The organism is Mycolicibacterium sp. P4_G11 (assembly GCF_056555145.1).
On the sequence record NZ_JBFUJW010000001.1, the window covers coordinates 648238 to 666852 of the forward strand.

An 18615-nucleotide genomic window follows, 5' to 3' on the forward strand; every position below is an offset into this window, starting at 1 on the left:
AGTGTTGGGGCCGAACGGCAAATCGCTCAGACGGCGCGCAGATAGCGCTGGGTGATCACCCGCTGTGCCACTCGTGCGGCAGGCGAGCCGAGGCGGCTCCACCAGGTGGCGGGCCGTGAAAACGCGCTGATCTCGGCATACACCTTGTCGGTCGTCGGGTCGTGGCGCACGCAGAACAGCTCCTCGCCGGACTCCGGGTGGCCTGGCAGTGTCCCGTACGCGAACCCGCGCCGGTCGGGTTCGTCGACGACGTACACCACGCGGCAGGGGACCCGCATCGGCCCGAGACGGCCCAGCATGTCGGTTCCGGGAGCTGCGGTCACCGTCGTCGCGTCGACCCGCATGCCCACGCCCCGCTGCATGCCCCAGCGCAGCACCGCGTCGGCCGCCGCGTCGAATCGTGCTCGGCCCGTGCCGATCTGGGCCGCCACACGCACGTGGTGGTAGCCGTCGGGCAGCTCTCCGGCCGTCGCGCCGACGTCGGGGTAGGTGAACGCCAGCCCGGCCAGGTCGCTCAGTCTCATGGGGCCACCTTGCCACCGTGGTAAGAGAAGCAGGTGGATAAGCATGCCGGTGGTGGGTTCAACCCGCCCAAACCCACCACCCAGGGCGGCCCGGACTACGGCCGGTTCGTCGAATCGGTCCGCATGGTCAGCGACCATGCGCGTGGCGCCGACGCACCCGACGACGTCATCGCCCAGGCGGCGAACCTCATCGAGCAGGCCAACGCGCTCCTGGCGCCCTACCGCGCCGACGAATGGCACTCACCGTCGGGCCGTCGCCTCGACCTGCCCAATCGGGGCAACATCCTGAACGTGCCGTCGAACCTCAAGGTCACCGACGACGGCCGGATTGCCGGTCCCGTGCGGTTCCGGCGCTTCCACCTGGGCCGCAACGGGGCCGCGCACGGCGGGGCCATCGGGCTGCTGTTCGACTCGGTGCTGGGGCACGCCGCCTACCGGCTCACGGACAGCCCGTTCCAGCGCACCGCCTACCTGCACATCAACTACCGGCAGATCGTTCCGGTCGAGCGGGACCTGCAGGCGACGGCGACCCTGGAACGTGTCGAAGGCCGCAAGATCTTCATCACCGGCGCGCTGCTGGACGGCGCCACCGTCCTCGCCGACGCCGAGGCCCTCTTCGTCAAGCTCAAGCCGGGTCAGCCCTGAGGTGGCGCTGGGCCGCGAAGCGATGACCGGTGCCGATAGCATGGTCGCGATCGTCACCTAACCCGTAGGAGTGTCTCGATGACCGCCGTCGCCAGCCCCGCACCAGCAGCCCCGATCCGGGTCGCTGCCGGGACTACCGCCGGCGCCGCGGTCCGCGAGGCCGGGCTCCCGCAGCGCGGCGAGGTCGACGCCATCGTGGTGGTCAAGGACGCCGACGGCCGCCTGCGCGACCTGTCCTGGACCCCGGACGTCGACGTCGAGGTCATCCCGGTGGCCGCCAACACCGAGGACGGCCGCAGCGTCATCCGCCACTCATGCGCCCACGTGCTGGCCCAGGCCGTCCAGGATCTGTTCCCCGACGCCAAGCTCGGCATCGGCCCGCCGATCACCGACGGCTTCTACTACGACTTCGATGTCGCCGAGCCGTTCACGCCCGAAGATCTGGCCAAGCTCGAGAAGCGCATGCAAAAGATCGTCAAGGACGGTCAGCTGTTCGACCGGCGGGTGTACGAGTCCAAGGACCAGGCCCGCGAAGAGCTGGCCAAGGAGCCGTACAAGCTCGAACTCGTCGACGACAAGTCCGGCGACGCCGACATCATGGAGGTCGGCGGCGACGAGCTGACGGCCTACGACAACCTCAATCCCCGTACCCGCGAACGGGTTTGGGGCGACCTGTGCCGCGGCCCGCACATCCCGACCACGAAGCACATCCCGGCGTTCAAGCTCACCCGCAGCAGCGCCGCGTACTGGCGCGGCGACCAGAAGAACGCCAGCCTGCAGCGCGTCTACGGCACCGCGTGGGAGTCGCAGGAGGCGCTCGACAAGCACCTCGAACTGATCGAGGAAGCGCTGCGCCGCGACCACCGCAAGCTGGGCGTGGAGCTGGACCTGTTCAGCTTCCCCGACGAGCTGGGCTCGGGTCTGCCGGTGTTCCATCCCAAGGGCGGCATCATCCGGCGTGAGCTGGAGGACTACTCGCGGCGCAAGCACCAAGAGGCCGGCTACGAGTTCGTCAACACCCCGCACATCACCAAAGAGCAGCTGTACATCACCTCCGGGCACCTGGAGTGGTACGCCGACGGCATGTACCCGCCGATGCACATCGACGCGGAGTTCAACGAGGACGGCACGCTGCGCAAGCCGGGGCAGAACTACTACCTCAAGCCCATGAACTGCCCCATGCACCACCTGATCTTCCGGTCGCGGGGGCGGTCGTACCGCGAGCTGCCGCTGCGGCTCTTCGAGTTCGGCAGCGTGTACCGGTACGAGAAGTCGGGCGTCGTCCACGGCCTGACCCGCGTGCGCGGTATGACGCAGGACGACGCGCACATCTACGTCACCCGCGAGCAGATGCGCGACGAGCTGACCACGCTGTTGCAGTTCGTGCTGGATCTCCTCAGCGACTACGGCCTCGACGACTACTACCTGGAGCTGTCCACCAAGGACCCGGACAAGTACGTCGGCTCCGACGAGCTCTGGGATGAGGCCACCGAGACCCTCCGCGAGGTGGCCGAGGCCTCCGGCCTGGACCTGGTGCCGGACCCGGGCGGCGCCGCGTTCTACGGCCCCAAGATCTCCGTCCAGGTCAAGGATGCGCTGGGCCGAAGCTGGCAGATGTCGACCATCCAGCTGGACTTCAACATGCCCGACCGGTTCGAGCTGGAGTACACCGCGGCCGACGGCAGCCGTCAGCGCCCGGTGCTGATCCACCGCGCCCTGTTCGGCTCCATCGAGCGGTTCTTCGGTGTGCTCACCGAGCACTATGCCGGCGCGTTCCCGGCCTGGCTGGCCCCCGTGCAGGTCGTCGGTATCCCGGTTGCCGACGCGCACCTGGACTACCTGTATGACGTTGCGGCGCAACTGAAGTCGCGCGGCGTGCGGGTCGAGGTCGACGGCAGCGACGACCGGATGGCCAAGAAGATCGTCAACCACACCAACCAGAAGGTGCCGTTCATGTTGCTCGCGGGCGACAAGGACATCGAGTCCGGTGCGGTGTCGTTCCGTTTCGGCGACCGCACCCAGGTCAACGGCGTCCCGGTGGCCGAGGCCATCGAGATCCTCACGGGGTGGATCGGCCGCCGCGAAAACGCCATCCCGACAGCCGAATTGGTGAACGAAGCGCGGGGCGCGCAGGCGTGACCGAGGATCGGAGCATCGTGGACCGGGGGGTCGGTGACGTGGACCATCTGCAGCGGCTGTGGACGCCGCACCGGATGAGCTACATCGTCGACGCTCCGATGAAGGGCGGTGAGGGCACGTCGGCCGGCTCGAAGCAGCCGTTCATCGACATCCCCACCATGTCCGACGAGGAAGGCCTGATCGTCGCGCGCGGCGAGCAGGTCTACGCGGTGCTCAACCTGTACCCGTACAACCCGGGGCACCTCATGGTGGTGCCCTACCGGAAGGTGTCCGAGCTCGAAGACCTCACCGAGGCCGAGAGCAGCGAGCTGATGGCGTTCACCCAGAAGGCGATTCGGGTGATGAAGTCCATCTCCAACCCGCATGCCTTCAACGTCGGCCTCAACCTGGGCACCTCCGCCGGCGGCTCGCTCGCCGATCACCTGCACATGCACGTGGTGCCGCGCTGGGGCGGCGACGCCAACTTCATCACCGTCATCGGCGGCACCAAGGTGATCCCGCAGCTGCTGCGTGACACCCGCAAGCTGCTGGCCGACGAGTGGGCGGCGCAGGACGGGAAAGCCACCCGGGGCGAGCGCAGCGACGGGAAAGCCACCCAGCCGTGAGCGACTTCTACCTGCTGACCCGCGCGGCCTACACCAAGCTGAGCCGCCCGCTGGCCCGGGGAGCGCTGCGCATCGGGCTGACGCCGGATGCCGTCACCGTCATCGGTACCACCGCATCGGTCGTCGGCGCGCTGACACTGTTCCCGACCGGACACCTCTGGTACGGCGCCGTGACGGTCTGGTTCTTCGTGCTGGCCGACATGCTCGATGGCGCCATGGCGCGCGAACGCGGCTACGGCACGCGCCTCGGCGCCGTGCTCGACGCGACGTGCGACCGCATCGGTGACGGCGCGGTGTTCTGCGGCCTGCTGTGGTGGATCGCGTTCGAGATGCACGACAAGCCGCTGGTCATCGCCACGTTGATCTGCCTGGTCACCTCGCAGGTCATCTCGTACATCAAGGCCCGCGCCGAGGCCAGCGGACTGAACGCCGACGGCGGCTTCATCGAACGCCCGGAGCGGCTGATCATCGTCCTGGTGGGCGCCGGGTTCTCGGACCTGCCGATCCATCCGCTGCCACTGGCGCTGCCCATCGCGATGTGGGTGCTCGCCGTCGCCAGCGTCATCACGCTGGGGCAGCGCGTCGCCTCGGTGCGCCGCTCGCCGGGCGCCGATGCGCCACTCCCGTCGAGCTCGCCCACCAAGGAGCAGCCATGAGCGTTCCCACCGGCGGTGTTCCGTCCTTCGGGGGCTTCGACGTCCCGATGGGCGAGCAGATCAAGGACCTCGGCTACGCAGCCGGGTGGGGCCTGATCCGGACGATGCCGGAGTTCGCCGCCCGCAACATGTTCGACGCGGGTGCGCTGTACGCGGCGCGCGGCGGCGGCCCCGAGCAGCTACGCAAGAATCTGGCCCGGGTGCTGGGCGTCCGGCCGGCCAAGGTGCCCGGCCGCATGATCCGTGCCTCGCTCGCGTCGTACGGCCGGTACTGGCGGGAGGCGTTCCGGCTGCCGTCGATGAACCAGCGCACCCTCGGTGAGAAGCTGCGGCACTGCCTGGTCGGGACTGAGCACATTGCCCGGGGGCTCGAAAACGGTAAGGGCGTCATCCTGGCGGTGCCGCACAGTGGCAACTGGGACATGGCCGGTGTCTCGGTGGTGCACCAGTACGGGAAGTTCACCACGGTTGCCGAGCGGCTGAAACCCGAGTCGCTGTACAACCGTTTCGTCGAGTACCGCGAATCGCTGGGATTCGAGATTCTGCCGCTGACCGGGGGCGTGCGTCCGCCGTTCGAGGTGCTCACCGAACGGCTGCAGGAGGGCCGCGTCGTCTGCCTCATGGCCGATCGTGACCTGTCCCGAAATGGCGTGCAGGTCAACCTCTTCGGCGAGCCGACCCGGCTGCCGGCGGGTCCGGCCAAGCTCGCCGTGACGACGGGTGCGACGCTGCTGACGGTGCAGTGCTGGAACAAACCCAACGACTGGCAGTTCGACGTCTCGTCGCCGCTCGACACGTCCAGCGGCGACGTCGCTGCCATCACTCAGGACCTGGCCACGCGCTTTGAGGCAGGCATCGCCGCGCACCCCACCGACTGGCACATGCTGCAACCGCAGTGGTTGGCCGACTTGTCCGAGGAACGTCGGGCCCGGTTGGCCGGGAACGACTGATGCGCATCGGCATGGTGTGCCCGTACTCGTTCGACGTACCGGGTGGCGTTCAGGCACACGTGCTGCAGCTGGCCGAGGTGATGCGCGGCTACGGCCACGAGGTCAGCGTGCTGGCACCGTCGTCGGCGGAGACGCACGCCGACCTGCCCGACTACGTCGTCTCCGGCGGCAAGGCCGTGCCCATCCCGTACAACGGGTCCGTGGCGCGGCTGCGGTTCGGCCCCGCGACACGCCGGATGGTCAAGCGCTGGATCATCGACGGCGAGTTCGACGTGCTGCACCTGCACGAGCCCAACGCGCCGAGCCTGTCACTGCTGGCGCTGATGGTGGCCAGCGGACCGATCGTCGCGACGTTCCACACCTCGACCACGAAATCGTTGACGCTCAACGTCTTTCAGGGGATTCTGCGGCCCTGGAACGAGAAGATCATGGGCCGCATCGCGGTGTCCGATCTGGCGCGGCGCTGGCAGATGGAGGCCCTCGGCTCGGACGCCGTGGAGATTCCCAACGGCGTCGACGTGTCGGCGTTCGACCACGCCCCGCTGCTGCCCGGCTATCCGCGGCCCGGCCGCACCGTGCTGTTCCTCGGCCGGTTCGACGAGCCGCGCAAGGGCATGCAGGTGCTCGTCGGTGCGCTGCCCAAACTGGTGGCTGCCTGCCCGGACGTCGAGGTGCTGATCGTCGGCCGCGGCGACGAGGACGCGCTCAAGGAGACCGTCGGCGAGCACGCGGGGCACCTGAGGTTCCTCGGCCTGGTCGACGACGCCGAGAAGGCGTCGGCCATGCGTAGCGCCGATGTCTACTGCGCCCCGAACACCGGCGGCGAGAGTTTCGGCATCGTGCTGGTCGAGGCCATGGCCGCGGGCACCCCCGTGGTGGCCAGCGATCTGGATGCCTTCCGGCGCGTGCTCGATCAGGGCGAGGCGGGCCGACTGGTACCTGTCGACGACGCCGAGGCGCTCGGCGATGCGCTGGTCGAGATGTTGTCGAACGACGCGGCCCGCCGCCGATACGCCGAGGCAGCCACCCAGGCGGTGCGCCGCTACGACTGGTCGGTGGTCGCGCAGCAGATCATGCTGGTCTACGAGACGGTGGCCGGGTCGGGGACGAAGGTCCGGGTGGAGGCCTGATGAGCGCTTGCGCGAAGAAGAAATGACCGGCGTGCACTGGTTCCTTTGGATCGCGCTGGTCTGGCTGGCGCTGACGGTCCTGATCACCGTGGTCTGGGCATATCAGACCGCGCACCGGCTGGACCGGCTGCACGTGCGCTACGACCTGTCGTGGCAGGCCCTGGACGGGGCGCTGGCGCGGCGGGCGGTGGTGGCCCGGGCTGTCGCCGTCGATGCGTACGGGTCCCGCCCGGCCGGACGCCGGCTGGCAGGGCTCGCGGCCGACGCAGAACTGGCACCCCGGGCGGCCCGCGAGGCCGCCGAGAACGAACTGTCGGCGGCCCTGGCGCAGGTCGATCCGGCGTCCATCCCCGTGTCGTTGGTCGCCGAGCTCGCTGACGCCGAGGCCCGCGTGTTGCTGGCCCGCCGCTTCCACAACGACGCTGTCCGTGACACCCTGGCGCTGCGCGAGCGAACCCTGGTGCGCTGGCTGCATCTGGGCGGAACCGCCGCCATGCCAACGTATTTCGAGATCGTCGAACGGGCCTCGCGGCACGAGGCCGGCGCCGGTCGACGCACGTCGGCCCGGGTGGTGCTGCTGGACCAGGACGGGCAGGTCCTGCTGTTCTGCGGCAGCGACCCGGCCGCCGACCCGCTGATGGCGCCGCGGTGGTGGTTCACCGTCGGGGGAGCGGTCGAACCGGACGAGTCGCTGCCCGACGCCGCCGCCCGGGAGATCGCCGAGGAGACCGGACTGAAGGTCGACCCGGCCGACCTGACCGGCCCGGTGTGGCGTCGCGAGGCGGTGTTCGAGTTCAACGGATCTGTGATCCGCAGCGAGGAGTTCTTCTTCGTGTACCGCACCTCACGCTTCGAACCGGTGACCAGTGGCCACACCACGGTGGAACGGCAGTCGATCCACGCTCATCGCTGGTGCGACGCGGCGGTCATCGCTCGGCTGGCCGCAGATGGTGAGATTGTCTATCCATTGCAGCTCGGTGAATACCTTTCGCTCGCAGGCGAATTGGCGGACGGCAAGCGCGAATTGGGACTGGCGGGCCCGGAGCCTCAGCCGATCCGATGACGTCGGGTGACCTGCGCGGATAACCGATTTGGACCGGCCACTAGACTTGGCGTGTACCAAATTCTTGAGGGAGATTGCAGTGGATACCGCAGCGGATAACAGCGGTCAGACGGGCACAGCCCGGGTCAAGCGCGGCATGGCCGAGATGCTGAAGGGCGGCGTCATCATGGACGTCGTCACACCCGAGCAGGCACGTATCGCCGAAGGCTCAGGCGCCGTAGCCGTCATGGCGCTCGAGCGCGTACCCGCCGATATCCGCGCGCAGGGCGGCGTCTCGCGGATGAGCGATCCGGACATGATCGAGGGCATCATCGACGCCGTCACCATCCCGGTGATGGCGAAGGCCCGCATCGGCCACTTCGTCGAGGCGCAGATTCTGCAGAGCCTCGGGGTGGACTACATCGACGAGTCCGAGGTGCTGACCCCGGCCGACTACACCCACCACATCGACAAGTGGAAGTTCACCGTGCCGTTCGTGTGCGGCGCCACCAACCTGGGTGAGGCGCTGCGCCGCATCAACGAGGGCGCGGCCATGATCCGTTCCAAGGGTGAGGCCGGCACCGGTGACGTCTCGAACGCCACCACGCACATGCGCAAGATCGGCGGCGAAATCCGTCGGCTGTCGTCGCTGTCGGAGGACGAACTGTACGTTGCCGCAAAGGAATTGCAGGCGCCGTACGAGCTGGTGGTCGAGGTCGCGCGGGCCGGCAAGCTGCCCGTGACGATGTTCACCGCCGGTGGCATCGCCACCCCGGCCGACGCCGCGATGATGATGCAGCTGGGCGCCGAGGGCGTGTTCGTCGGCTCGGGCATCTTCAAGTCCGGCGACCCGGCGGCCCGCGCCGCGGCCATCGTCAAGGCGACGACGTTCTACGACGACCCCGACACGCTGGCCAAGGTGTCGCGCGGTCTGGGCGAGGCCATGGTCGGCATCAACGTGGAGGATGTGCCGGAGCCGCATCGGCTCGCCGAGCGGGGCTGGTAAAACCAACACGTGGCAATCGAGCAGATACTCGACCTCGAGCAACTCGAGGTCAACATCTATCGCGGCAGTGTCTTCAGCCCGGAATCGGGTTTCCTGCAGCGCACTTTCGGTGGCCACGTAGCCGGTCAGTCGTTGGTGTCCGCGGTGCGCACCGTGGAACCGAAGTACCAGGTGCACTCGCTGCACGGGTACTTCCTGCGTCCCGGTGACGCCCGCGCACCGACGGTGTACATGGTGGAGCGCATTCGCGACGGTGGGTCGTTCTGTACCCGCCGCGTGAGTGCCATCCAGCACGGCGAGACCATTTTCTCGATGTCGGCGTCCTTCCAGACCGATCAGTCCGGCATCGAGCATCAGGACGTCATGCCGGTGCCGCCGCCGCCCGATCTGTCGAAGGGCTTCCGGTCCGCCGGCGCGTTCGACGACGCCGGGTTCGCCCAGTTCGCCGAGTGGGACGTGCGCATCGTGCCGCGCGACCAGGTGGCCCGGGTGCCCGGCAAGGCGTCGCAGCAGCAGGTCTGGTTCCGGCACCGCGACCCGCTGCCCGACGACCATGTCCTGCACATCTGCGCCCTGGCCTACATGAGCGACCTGACCCTGCTGGGTTCGGCGCAGGTGAATCATCTTGAGGCACGCAAACATATGAACATCGCTTCGCTGGACCACGCCATGTGGTTCATGCGGCCGTTCCGGGCCGACGAATGGCTGCTGTACGACCAGTCGTCGCCGTCGGCGTGCGGCGGCCGTGCGCTGACCCAGGGCAAGATTTTCAACCAGTACGGCGAGATGGTGGCCGCTGTGATGCAGGAGGGGCTGACTCGCTACCAGCGTGGTTTCGTCCCACCGGCCGAGTGAGCCCGCACGTCGGTGTCCTGGCCTTGCAGGGGGACACCCGAGAGCATCTGGCTGCCCTGCGTGACGCAGGTGCCGAGGTGTCCACGGTCCGCCGCCTCACGGAGCTGAATGCGGTTGACGCCCTGGTGATTCCGGGCGGCGAATCCACCGCGATGAGTCATCTGCTGCGCGAGCTGGAACTGCTGGAGCCGTTGCGCGCCCGGCTGGCGGCGGGCATGCCCTGCTACGGGTCCTGCGCCGGAATGATCCTGCTGGCCACCGAGATCAACGACGCGGGCGTGCCGGGGCGCGAGGCCCTGCCGCTGCGTGGGATCGATATGACGGTGCGGCGCAACGCTTTCGGCCGTCAGGTCGATTCCTTCGAAGGCGACCTCGACTTCGTCGGGCTGGACGATCCGGTGCACGCGGTGTTCATCCGGGCGCCGTGGGTCGAGCGCGTAGGCCCCGACGTCGAGGTGCTGGCCCGCGCGGCCGGCCATCCCGTCGCGGTCCGTCAGGGCCGCATGCTGGCCACGTCGTTCCATCCCGAGGTCACCGGCGACCGCCGCATCCACAAGCTCTTCGTCGACTCCCTGTAGCGCGATTTTGTGCACGATTTTCCGCGCCCACCGCGGATTTTCGTGCACAGATCACGCCAGCCAGACGCGCAGCCGGTCGTAGATCCGTTCGTCGTTGAGCAGGGTGAAATGGTTCGCCTCCGGTAGGTGCAGGCGGTTGTCGCGCGCAAATCCCATGTCGCGCTTCTTGCTTCGGCCTTGCGCGCTGCGCACCTGCACCAGTCCGTCGCCGAGCACCCAGCCGATCGGGTTGGCCGGCGTGCGGGCGAGGGTCGCGCTCACGCAGTAGTAGTCGACCCCGTCGAGCAGCGGGACGTCGGTTTGCGCCTCGGCGCGCAGGGCATCGGCATCCCGGTCGCGCCAGTCGCGTTCGTCGAGGGAGCCGAACCGCAGGTCGCGGATCCCGGTGCTGCGCCGCCGCAACAGGCTGCCGAACGGTCGGGTCTCGGGCAGCGCGCTGAGCGCCGCCGACCCGAAATGCGCGACCTTCTCCAGCGGGGCGCCGGTATGCGGGGTGCCGAGCGTGACGACGGTGCGCACCCGCTCCACCCACGACCGGTCGGGCACCGCGCAGGCCGACCGGATCACCAGGCCGCCCATCGAGTGGCCGACCAGCGAGATCGTCGTCACCGGGACCGGCCACGCGGCCACCAGTTGGTCCAGCAGTTCGGCGAGCAGCCGGCCGTTGTCAGAGATGTGCAGCCCGGTGTTGTAGCGGATTTCGACACCGGTGATGCCGATGTCGGCCCCGAGCCGCTGGCTGTACGTCGGCCGCTTGCCGAGCGCCCAGAACGCCTCGGTCTCGATCAAACCGTGGAGAAACACCACGATGTCGCCTGTCGCGGCGGGATAGGCAGCCCGCAGGCTGTCGGGCTCGAGAGCCACCGGCCGGCCCTCGACGCGCACCGACATGGTGGTCGCCAGGACAGAGCCCTGCTCGTGGAGCTTGTCGCCGATGAACCCTTGCAGCGCGCCGAGCACCCGGGCGCCACCGGCGTGATCTGACAGCTTGCCGGCGGCCTGTCCGTGGACTGCCTTGCCGGCGATGGGCGCGGCGGTCGTCATCGTGTGACTGATGGTGGAGTAGACGCCGTCGGTGATGGCGTCGTAGACGATCTTCACGGGCTTGGCGGCCGGGCCGACGCCGAAGCCCACCAGCCGGAACACCCGCTCGGAGATGGCGCGCTGGATCTTGTGGATGCCATCGACGGCGGTGCCCAGCTCATTGAGGCCGAGCTCGGCGAGGGCGCCGGCTTCGCTGGCAGTGGGGTCGTCCATGCGGTGAGTGTACGAGTGTTCACTGGATATGCTGGCGATGAATCTGCTGATTGTGAGCAGATTCATCTAGTGCGGGGCTATCCCCAAGTCATAGCGGTGGCTCGCCGGCTTCACAGCTCGGCCATAGCTGGAGCTGCCTTAATGGTCGGGTGAGTACGACATCCGCTGCCGTTCTGGACGCCCCGACGGACGAGCCGCAGACCCCGGCGCCGCGTCGCTGGAGTCTCGCCACCAAGACCGGTGAGCGCTCGGCGCTGGCCCTGCTCCTGATCGTCACCGCGATCGGCTACCTGTGGAACATCACCGTCAACGGCATGGGCAACCAGTTCTACGCCGCCGCGGTGTGGGCCGGTTCGCGGAACTGGGAGGCGCTGCTGTTCGGGTCCATCGACCCGAACAACGTCATCACCGTCGACAAGCCGCCGCTGTCGCAGTGGGTGATGGCCCTGTCCGGCCAGATCTTCGGCTTCAGCAGCGCGAGCATGCTGATCCCCGAGGCGCTGATGGCGGTCGGCTCGGTCTGGCTGCTCTACGCCGCGGTACGACGGATCAGTGGTCCGGCCGCCGGCCTGCTCGCCGGCGCGGTTCTCGCCCTGACCCCGGTGTCCGCGATGATGTTCCGCTTCAACAATCCGGACGCGGCCATGGTGCTGCTGATGACGCTGGCCGCCTACTTCACCGTCCGGGCGTTGAACGACAAGGGCGCCAAATGGATGGCGCTGGCCGGTGTCGCACTCGGGTTCGCGTTCCTGGCCAAGATGCTCGAAGGCGTGATGGTGGCGCCGGCCCTCGGTCTGACCTACCTGATCGCCGCGCCGGTCGCGCTGCGCAGCCGGCTGTGGCACCTGCTGGGTGCGTTGGGCGCGCTGCTCGTCTCCGCCGGCTGGTTTGTGGTGCTGACGATCCAGTGGCCTGCGTCGTCGCGCCCGTACATGGCGGGCTCGACCGACAACAGCTTCATGAATCTGGTGTTGGGCTACAACGGCTTTGGTCGCGTGCTCGGCAAGAACCACATGGGCAAGACCGACCCCGACAAGCCGTCGACCGTGCACACGCTCACCGGTGAGCACGCCGGGCATGCCGCCGGCGAGGCGATGAAAACGGCAGGGCACCACGGCGGCTTCGGCGATCAGACCCAGGGCCTGCCGCGATTGTTCACCGGCGAGTTCGGCTTCGAGATCGGCTGGCTGGTGCCGGCCGCGCTACTGGCCACCGTGCTGGTGCTGATCTCTCGCGGGCGGGCGCCCCGCACCGATCGGGTCCGCGCCGGCGCCATCCTGTTCGGCGGCTGGCTGGTGAGCGTCGGCCTGGTGCTGAGCTTCATGAAGACCAACGTGCACCCGTACTACTGCCTCGCGCTGGCTCCGGCGATGGCCGCGATGTTCGCGATCTTCGTCATCGAGTTCTGGCGCCGCCGGGATTCCCTGTTCCACCGGATCGGTTTGACGACAGTCCTTTTGGCCAGCGGGGTGTGGGGTTTCGTGATCCTGGGCCGTAACGCCGACTGGTTGCCCGCATTGCGCTGGGTGCTCCTGGTCGCCGCCATTGTCGGCGCCGCGGCACTCGTGTGGGCCGGTGCCGGGGACAACCGCAAGCGCTTCGCGACGCTGGCGCTGGGTCTCGCGATGTTCGGCGCGGCCGGGGGATCGGTGGCCTACTCGCTTGCGACCTTCGGTCAGCCGCATCTCGGTGGCGGCCCGTCCGTCGGCCCGGCGGACAAGGACGACAAGGGACACGGCGGCTTCGGCCAGCGTGACGACAACCCCCAACTGAACGCGCTGCTCAAGGCCACCACGACGAAGTGGTCCGCCGCGATCGACCGGTCGTCGCCGGCTGCCGGTCTGGAGCTCGACACCCGCACGCCCGTCATCGCGATCGGCGGGTTCGGCGGCAGCGACCCGGCGCCGACGCTGCAGCAATTCCAGTCCTACGTGGCCGATCACGAAGTGGCGTACTACATCGTGTCCGACGCCAAGGGGCACTGGGGTGCCGACGCGCACAGTGACATCGCCGACTGGGTGAGCGCCAACTTCGCGCCGCTGAAGGTCGGTTCCGACACCGTCTACAACCTGACGCAACCGGTCAAGAAATAGCCTCCGATTCTGCGATCGACCAGGCCGGTCAGGGCGCGTCACCCGTCCACGTAAACTGGTCAGCTGACGTTTGATCAGAAAGAGGGCGGACACGCATGAGCGGCCATTCCAAGTGGGCGACAACCAAGCACCAGAAGGCCGTAAAGGACGCGCGCCGAGGTAAAGAGTTCGCCAAGCTGATCAAGAACATCGAGGTCGCGGCGCGCACCGGCGGTGGTGACCCCGGTGGCAACCCGACGCTGTACGACGCCATCCAGAAGGCCAAGAAGACCTCGGTCCCGAACGACAACATCGAGCGCGCGCGCAAGCGCGGTGCCGGCGAAGAAGCCGGTGGCGCCGACTGGCAGACCATCATGTACGAGGGCTACGGCCCCAACGGTGTCGCGGTGCTGATCGAGTGCCTGAGCGACAACCGCAACCGCGCCGCCGGTGAGGTCCGCGTCGCCATGACCCGCAACGGCGGCAACATGGCCGACCCCGGTTCGGTGTCCTACCTGTTCTCCCGCAAGGGCATCATCACCCTGGAGAAGAACGGCCAGACCGAGGACGACGTGCTGATGGCCGTCCTGGACGCCGGTGCCGAAGAGGTCAACGACCTTGGTGAGGCGTTCGAAGTGATCTGCGAGCCGACCGACCTGGTCGCCGTGCGCACCGCACTGCAGGACGCCGGCATCGACTACGACTCGGCCGAGTCCGGTTTCCAGCCGTCGGTGTCGGTCACGGTCGACATCGAGGGCGCCCGCAAGGTGTTCAAACTGGTCGACGCCCTCGAGGACAGTGACGACGTGCAGAACGTCTACACCAACGTCGACATCCCCGACGACGTCGCCGCGCAGCTCGACGAGGAGTAGTCGGCTTCGGCATGCCGGTAGTCAAGGACCCCGACGGGACGCAGTGGCGCGTGCGTCGGCGCTGGTGGCCGTACTCGGACGCGCTCGACGCGCTCGACTTCGCGTTGCTGGATTGGTTGGCAGTCGCGCTGGTGTTGCCGTTCCTGTTGGTCTGGCCGTTCTGGCTGCTGGCCAAGCTGTTCGGGGCACGCTGGTCGATCATCGTCGAACGCGAGGGCGTCCAGGCGGACCGTGAACTGGTCCGCTGGTGGGGAGCGTCCGAAGCGCGCATCGCCGAGCTGGCTCAGGAGATTCAGCGGGGCTCGCGGTCCGGCTACTTCCAGATCTGAGCGTGTCCCTGGCGCGTCCTGTCGCCGCTGCCCGCTAAGCTATCGAACAGCTGTTCGGGATCTAGTGAGGAGTAGGCGTGCGGGTGATGGGCGTCGACCCCGGTCTGACGCGCTGTGGCCTCTCGATGGTCGAGGGAGGCACAGGGCGCAAGGTCACCGCGCTCGATGTCGACGTGGTGCGTACCCCGTCCGACGTCGAGTTGCACCGCCGGCTGCTGACCATCAGCGACACCGTCGAGCACTGGATGGACACGCATCGTCCCGACGTCATCGCCATCGAGCGGGTGTTCGCCAACCAGAACGCGAACACCGCGATGGGCACCGCGCAGGCCGGCGGCGTCATCGCGCTGGCGGCGGCGCGGCGGGGGATCGACGTGCATTTCCACACGCCCAGTGAGGTGAAGGCCGCAGTCACCGGCAACGGTCGCGCGGACAAGGCTCAGGTCACCACCATGGTCACCAAAATTCTTGGGCTGCAACAGAAACCAACTCCGGCCGACGCCGCCGACGCCCTGGCTCTGGCCATCTGCCACTGCTGGCGGGCGCCCATGATCGCCCGGATGGCCGAGGCGGAGGCCAAGGCGGCCGAATTCAAGAAGCAGTACGCAGCGAAGGTGAAGGCGGCGCGCGCATGATCGCATCGGTCCGTGGCGAGGTCATCGACATCGCACTCGATCACGCGGTGATCGAGGCAGCCGGCGTCGGCTACAAGATCATGGCCACCCCGTCGACCCTGTCCACCCTGCGCCGCGGCGCCGAGTCCCGACTGATCACCGCGATGATCGTGCGCGAGGATTCCCAGACGCTGTACGGCTTCGCCGACTCCGACGCCCGGGACCTGTTCAACGTCCTGCTCGGGGTGTCCGGCGTCGGTCCGAAGATCGCGCTGGCGACGTTGGCGGTCTATGACGCCCCGACGTTGCGGCAGGCCCTGGCCGATGGTGACGTCACGGCGCTGACCCGGGTGCCCGGCATCGGCAAGCGCGGCGCCGAGCGCATGGTCCTGGAACTGCGCGACAAGATCGGCGCGACGGCAGGTGCCGGCGTCGGTGTTGCCGGCGGGCATTCCATTCGCGGTCCCGTCGTGGAAGCCCTTATCGGACTTGGCTTTCCGGCCAAGCAGGCCGAAGAGGCCACCGACAAGGTGCTGGCCAACGATCCCGAGGCCAACACCGCGACCGCGTTGCGGTCGGCCCTGTCGATGTTGGGTAAGAAGTGAGCCGGTTCGAGGACGACGGCGTCGAACCCGACGAGCGGGACGTCTCACCCGCGCTGACCGTCGGTGAAGGCGACGTCGACGCCAGCCTGCGGCCCAAGTCGCTGCGCGAGTTCATCGGCCAGCCCCGGGTCCGGGAACAGCTGCAACTGGTCCTCGAAGGCGCCAAGAACCGCGGCGGCACACCCGACCACATCCTGCTGTCCGGCCCGCCCGGTCTCGGCAAGACGTCGCTGGCCATGATCATCGCCGCCGAGCTGAGTACCTCGCTGCGCGTCACCTCGGGCCCCGCCCTGGAACGTGCCGGTGACCTGGCCGCCATGCTCAGCAACCTGGTCGAGGGCGACGTCCTGTTCATCGACGAGATTCACCGCATCGCCCGGCCCGCCGAGGAGATGCTGTACCTCGCCATGGAGGACTTCCGGGTCGACGTGGTGGTCGGCAAGGGCCCGGGGGCGACGTCGATTCCGCTGGAGGTCGCGCCGTTCACCCTGGTCGGCGCGACGACCCGGTCGGGCGCGTTGACCGGCCCGCTGCGCGACCGGTTCGGTTTCACCGCGCACATGGACTTCTACGAACCGCCCGAACTGGAGCGCGTGCTGGCCCGTTCGGCCGGCATCCTCGGTATCGAGCTCGGTGTGGAGGCCGGCGCCGAGGTGGCCCGGCGGTCCCGAGGCACGCCCCGTATCGCCAACCGGCTGCTGCGCCGGGTCCGTGACTACGCCGAGGTCCGCGCGGACGGCGTCATCACCCGCGACGTCGCCAAGGCGGCGCTGGCGGTGTATGACGTCGACGAGCTCGGCCTGGATCGGCTGGATCGCGCCGTATTGACCGCTCTGACAAAGAGTTTCGGGGGCGGGCCGGTCGGTGTCTCGACGTTGGCGGTCGCGGTCGGGGAGGAGGCCACCACCGTCGAGGAGGTGTGCGAGCCGTTCCTGGTGCGGGCGGGGATGATCGCGCGGACTCCACGGGGGCGCGTGGCGACCCCGCAGGCATGGACGCATCTGGGCCTGCAACCGCCGATAAACGGATTTGGGCAGTCCGGGCTGTTTGAATAGGACCCATGCTGACTGCAGGGTTGATCGTTGCCGGCCTGGCCGCGCTGTTGCACGTGTACATCTTCGTGATGGAGTCGCTCACCTGGACTTCACCGCGGACCAGGGCCACCTTCGGCCTCACTGAGCAGCAGGCGGTGGACACCAAGGAGCTGGCCTTCAACCAGGGGTTCTACAACCTGTTCCTGGCCATCGTCACCGCCGTCGGGATCGCGGCAATCATCATGGGGTGCAAGGGAATCGGCCTGGCGCTGATCTTCGCGGGCATCGGGTCCATGGCCGCCGCGGCGCTGGTGCTGCTGCTGTCGTCCCCGGACAAGGCGCGGGCGGCCATCACCCAGGGCACCTTGCCGGTGCTCGGCATCGCGGCGTTGCTGATCGGATCCCTGGGGTGATCCACCGCTGCGCGACCGTCGTTGTTGCCGTCGTGCTGGCGTTCACCGGTGGCGGCACGTCTGCCGCGGATCCCGGTCCTGACCCGGTGCAACTCGCCGACGGCCTGGTCGCCGACGAACAGGCCGTGCGCGATCCGGCGACGCCGGAACCCGCACTGATCGCCGCTGCGCACCGGCAACAGACGGCGTACCGCGAGATCGCCCGGCATCCGGAGTGGGATGCGGTCATCGCCCCGCGCATCCCGCCGACGCTGGCCGCGGCCTACGACCGCAACGTCGACGCCGGCCGCCAGCTGTTCGGCATGACACCGCCGCGCGACGCCATCCCGCCGTGGACCATTCAGCCGCCGGCGCCCGCCGACGAACTGCTCGGCTACTACCGCGACGCCGAGGCGGCCTCCGGGGTCGACTGGACCTACCTCGCGGCGATCAACCTGATCGAGTCGCGGTTCGGCCGGATCAACGGCGACAGTACGGCCGGGGCGCAGGGCCCCATGCAGTTCCTGCCGTCGACGTTCGCCGCGTACGGCTCCGGCGACATCCGCGCACCCCGTGATTCGATCCTGGCGGCCGGTCGCTACCTGGCCGCCAACGGTTTCGCCGCCGACCACGACCGCGCCGTGCACCACTACAACCATTCCGGCGCCTATGTCCGCGCGGTCAACGATTACGCGGCGGTGCTGGCCGCCGATCCCGCCGCGTTCGCCGGCTACTACCAATGGCAGGTCTACTTCCGCACCACGTCGGGCGACGTGCTGCTGCCCGTCGGATACCCCGCCACGCGCTAGGCGCCTGCCGTTTCGGCGGGTCAGCGATTGCGCCGGTTGCGGGCACTGACGTCCGTGATGGCACACTGGTCAGTACCGCGGCACGGCGATCGGCTGGTCCGGCTCGCCTGCCTGTTCACAGACTCAACAGAACGAAAGATTTTCGCTGTCATGGATTTGGTTGTCTTTCTGCCGCTGCTCCTGGTCATGGGTGCGTTCATGTTCTTCGCATCGCGGCGTCAGCGGAAGCAGATGCAGGCCACCATCGACCTGCACAACTCGCTGAATGTCGGCGACCGCGTGCACACCACCTCCGGTCTGCTGGGCACCATCGCCCGGATCGACGACGACAACGTGGATCTGGAGATCGCCCCCGGCGTCGTCACCACCTGGATGAAGCTGGCCGTGCGCGACCGCATCGAGGCCACTGAGGACTCGGCTGAGGACTCCGAAGAATTGACTGCGGCGTCGGCCGAAGAGGGCGCGCCGAAGACCGAAGGCTGACATTCCCGCACCAGCACG

At 68.4% G+C, this 18615-nt stretch carries 21 protein-coding genes; 19 read left to right on the forward strand and 2 right to left on the reverse strand.

Annotated features, from left to right (window positions below; translation table 11 throughout):
* Positions 1–26: 26 nt before the first annotated feature.
* Positions 27–524 carry a DUF1990 domain-containing protein gene (locus AC1U2B_RS03200; protein WP_480215627.1) on the reverse strand — a complete coding sequence of 166 codons (498 nt, stop codon included), beginning with the start codon at positions 522–524 and terminating at the stop codon, positions 27–29.
* A gap of 33 nt (positions 525–557) precedes the next feature.
* Here AC1U2B_RS03200 and AC1U2B_RS03205 point away from each other — a divergent pair, with 33 nt between their 5' ends.
* The 10 genes from AC1U2B_RS03205 (at position 558) to pdxT (ending at position 10130) form a co-directional block, all read left to right on the forward strand.
* A complete protein-coding gene (locus tag AC1U2B_RS03205) occupies positions 558–1169 on the forward strand; it encodes a PaaI family thioesterase (protein WP_480215628.1) in 612 nt (203 codons plus the stop codon).
* A 78-nt stretch (positions 1170–1247) separates the two neighbouring features.
* Entirely contained in the window at positions 1248–3308 is a 2061-nt protein-coding gene (gene thrS / locus AC1U2B_RS03210) for a threonine--tRNA ligase (RefSeq protein ID WP_480215629.1), read from the forward strand.
* Complete coding sequence (locus AC1U2B_RS03215) at positions 3305–3913, forward strand: ATP adenylyltransferase (protein WP_043986261.1); 609 nt, start codon at positions 3305–3307, stop codon at positions 3911–3913. The genes thrS and AC1U2B_RS03215 overlap by 4 nt, the downstream gene beginning before the upstream one ends.
* Positions 3910–4569, forward strand: a complete 660-nt coding sequence (gene pgsA / locus AC1U2B_RS03220) for a phosphatidylinositol phosphate synthase (protein WP_260939257.1) — start codon at positions 3910–3912, stop codon at positions 4567–4569. Before AC1U2B_RS03215 ends, pgsA begins: the two co-directional genes overlap by 4 nt.
* A complete protein-coding gene (locus AC1U2B_RS03225) occupies positions 4566–5519 on the forward strand; it encodes a phosphatidylinositol mannoside acyltransferase (RefSeq protein ID WP_260939255.1) in 954 nt (317 codons plus the stop codon). Before pgsA ends, AC1U2B_RS03225 begins: the two co-directional genes overlap by 4 nt.
* Positions 5519–6649 carry a glycosyltransferase family 4 protein gene (locus AC1U2B_RS03230; RefSeq protein WP_260939254.1) on the forward strand — a complete coding sequence of 377 codons (1131 nt, stop codon included), beginning with the start codon at positions 5519–5521 and terminating at the stop codon, positions 6647–6649. The genes AC1U2B_RS03225 and AC1U2B_RS03230 overlap by 1 nt, the downstream gene beginning before the upstream one ends.
* A 22-nt stretch (positions 6650–6671) precedes the next feature.
* A complete protein-coding gene (locus AC1U2B_RS03235; RefSeq protein WP_043986264.1) occupies positions 6672–7712 on the forward strand; it encodes an NUDIX hydrolase in 1041 nt (346 codons plus the stop codon).
* Between the two features lie 79 nt (positions 7713–7791).
* Positions 7792–8697, forward strand: coding sequence for a pyridoxal 5'-phosphate synthase lyase subunit PdxS (gene pdxS / locus AC1U2B_RS03240; RefSeq protein ID WP_260939250.1), 906 nt, complete (start codon positions 7792–7794; stop codon positions 8695–8697).
* A 9-nt stretch (positions 8698–8706) separates the two neighbouring features.
* The gene (gene tesB / locus AC1U2B_RS03245) at positions 8707–9552 is read left to right on the forward strand and encodes an acyl-CoA thioesterase II (RefSeq protein ID WP_480215630.1); all 846 of its coding nucleotides are present in this window, start codon (positions 8707–8709) and stop codon (positions 9550–9552) included.
* Positions 9549–10130 (forward strand): pyridoxal 5'-phosphate synthase glutaminase subunit PdxT, encoded by a 582-nt coding sequence (gene pdxT, locus AC1U2B_RS03250; protein WP_480215631.1) that lies wholly within the window; start codon positions 9549–9551, stop codon positions 10128–10130. The genes tesB and pdxT overlap by 4 nt, the downstream gene beginning before the upstream one ends.
* 51 nt (positions 10131–10181) lie before the next feature.
* Here pdxT and AC1U2B_RS03255 read toward each other — a convergent pair whose 3' ends face one another.
* Positions 10182–11387, reverse strand: a complete 1206-nt coding sequence (locus tag AC1U2B_RS03255) for an esterase/lipase family protein (protein ID WP_480215632.1) — start codon at positions 11385–11387, stop codon at positions 10182–10184.
* 149 nt (positions 11388–11536) lie between these two features.
* On the opposite strand from AC1U2B_RS03255, the gene AC1U2B_RS03260 reads away from it, so the two are divergent.
* The 9 genes from AC1U2B_RS03260 (at position 11537) to yajC (ending at position 18597) form a co-directional block, all read left to right on the forward strand.
* Positions 11537–13480, forward strand: coding sequence for an ArnT family glycosyltransferase (locus tag AC1U2B_RS03260; protein ID WP_480215633.1), 1944 nt, complete (start codon positions 11537–11539; stop codon positions 13478–13480).
* A gap of 95 nt (positions 13481–13575) precedes the next feature.
* Positions 13576–14331 (forward strand): YebC/PmpR family DNA-binding transcriptional regulator, encoded by a 756-nt coding sequence (locus tag AC1U2B_RS03265; RefSeq protein ID WP_043399196.1) that lies wholly within the window; start codon positions 13576–13578, stop codon positions 14329–14331.
* Positions 14332–14342: 11 nt separating this feature from the next.
* On the forward strand, positions 14343–14660 hold the full coding sequence (locus tag AC1U2B_RS03270; RefSeq protein WP_480215634.1) for a hypothetical protein: 318 nt from the start codon (positions 14343–14345) through the stop codon (positions 14658–14660).
* Positions 14661–14737: 77 nt separating this feature from the next.
* Positions 14738–15295 carry a crossover junction endodeoxyribonuclease RuvC gene (gene ruvC / locus AC1U2B_RS03275; RefSeq protein ID WP_043399186.1) on the forward strand — a complete coding sequence of 186 codons (558 nt, stop codon included), beginning with the start codon at positions 14738–14740 and terminating at the stop codon, positions 15293–15295.
* On the forward strand, positions 15292–15879 hold the full coding sequence (gene ruvA / locus AC1U2B_RS03280; RefSeq protein WP_480215635.1) for a Holliday junction branch migration protein RuvA: 588 nt from the start codon (positions 15292–15294) through the stop codon (positions 15877–15879). The genes ruvC and ruvA overlap by 4 nt, the downstream gene beginning before the upstream one ends.
* The gene (gene ruvB, locus AC1U2B_RS03285; RefSeq protein WP_043399180.1) at positions 15876–16934 is read left to right on the forward strand and encodes a Holliday junction branch migration DNA helicase RuvB; all 1059 of its coding nucleotides are present in this window, start codon (positions 15876–15878) and stop codon (positions 16932–16934) included. The genes ruvA and ruvB overlap by 4 nt, the downstream gene beginning before the upstream one ends.
* Positions 16935–16939: 5 nt before the next feature.
* A complete protein-coding gene (locus AC1U2B_RS03290; RefSeq protein ID WP_260939240.1) occupies positions 16940–17326 on the forward strand; it encodes a DUF1304 domain-containing protein in 387 nt (128 codons plus the stop codon).
* Between the two features lie 32 nt (positions 17327–17358).
* Positions 17359–18114: a lytic transglycosylase domain-containing protein gene (locus AC1U2B_RS03295; protein WP_480215753.1), complete on the forward strand. Its 756-nt coding sequence runs from the start codon at positions 17359–17361 to the stop codon at positions 18112–18114.
* 150 nt (positions 18115–18264) lie between these two features.
* The gene (gene yajC, locus AC1U2B_RS03300) at positions 18265–18597 is read left to right on the forward strand and encodes a preprotein translocase subunit YajC (protein WP_480215636.1); all 333 of its coding nucleotides are present in this window, start codon (positions 18265–18267) and stop codon (positions 18595–18597) included.
* Positions 18598–18615: the final 18 nt, after the last annotated feature.